Here is a 271-nt window from a genome sequence, read left to right as displayed (position 1 = left end):
GAATGTAGTAGGCCGTGAGCGACGAACCGTCCATCTTCGTAGATTCTTGGAACACTTCTTCCGCATACTTGTCGAACACTAGGCGTTCGATGTTCTGGATGCGTTCCTGATCCGTCTTCGGAATGAACGACGGGAAGTTGCCACGCGACACGCCGCGCAGCGACACCGGAATCGGTTTCTCCCACTTCTCGATACCCAGCTTCTCGGTCAGGTCGATTTCGCTGACCGTATCGTCGCTCAGGTCGGAGAGCGTGATCGGACCAAGCACACC

1 protein-coding gene is annotated in these 271 nt (G+C 56.1%); it reads right to left on the bottom strand.

All coding sequences use genetic code 11. From position 1 onward, the window contains the following. Positions 1-271: hypothetical protein (locus tag AC1RPH_RS08345; RefSeq protein WP_481762120.1), on the bottom strand; the 271-nt coding region annotated here is incomplete at both ends.

Source organism: Dellaglioa sp. CoH-57-MRSF-16, from assembly GCF_056782055.1.
The sequence above is the reverse complement of the archived record's forward strand: the minus strand, read 5'-3'. Positions and strand labels throughout refer to the sequence as shown.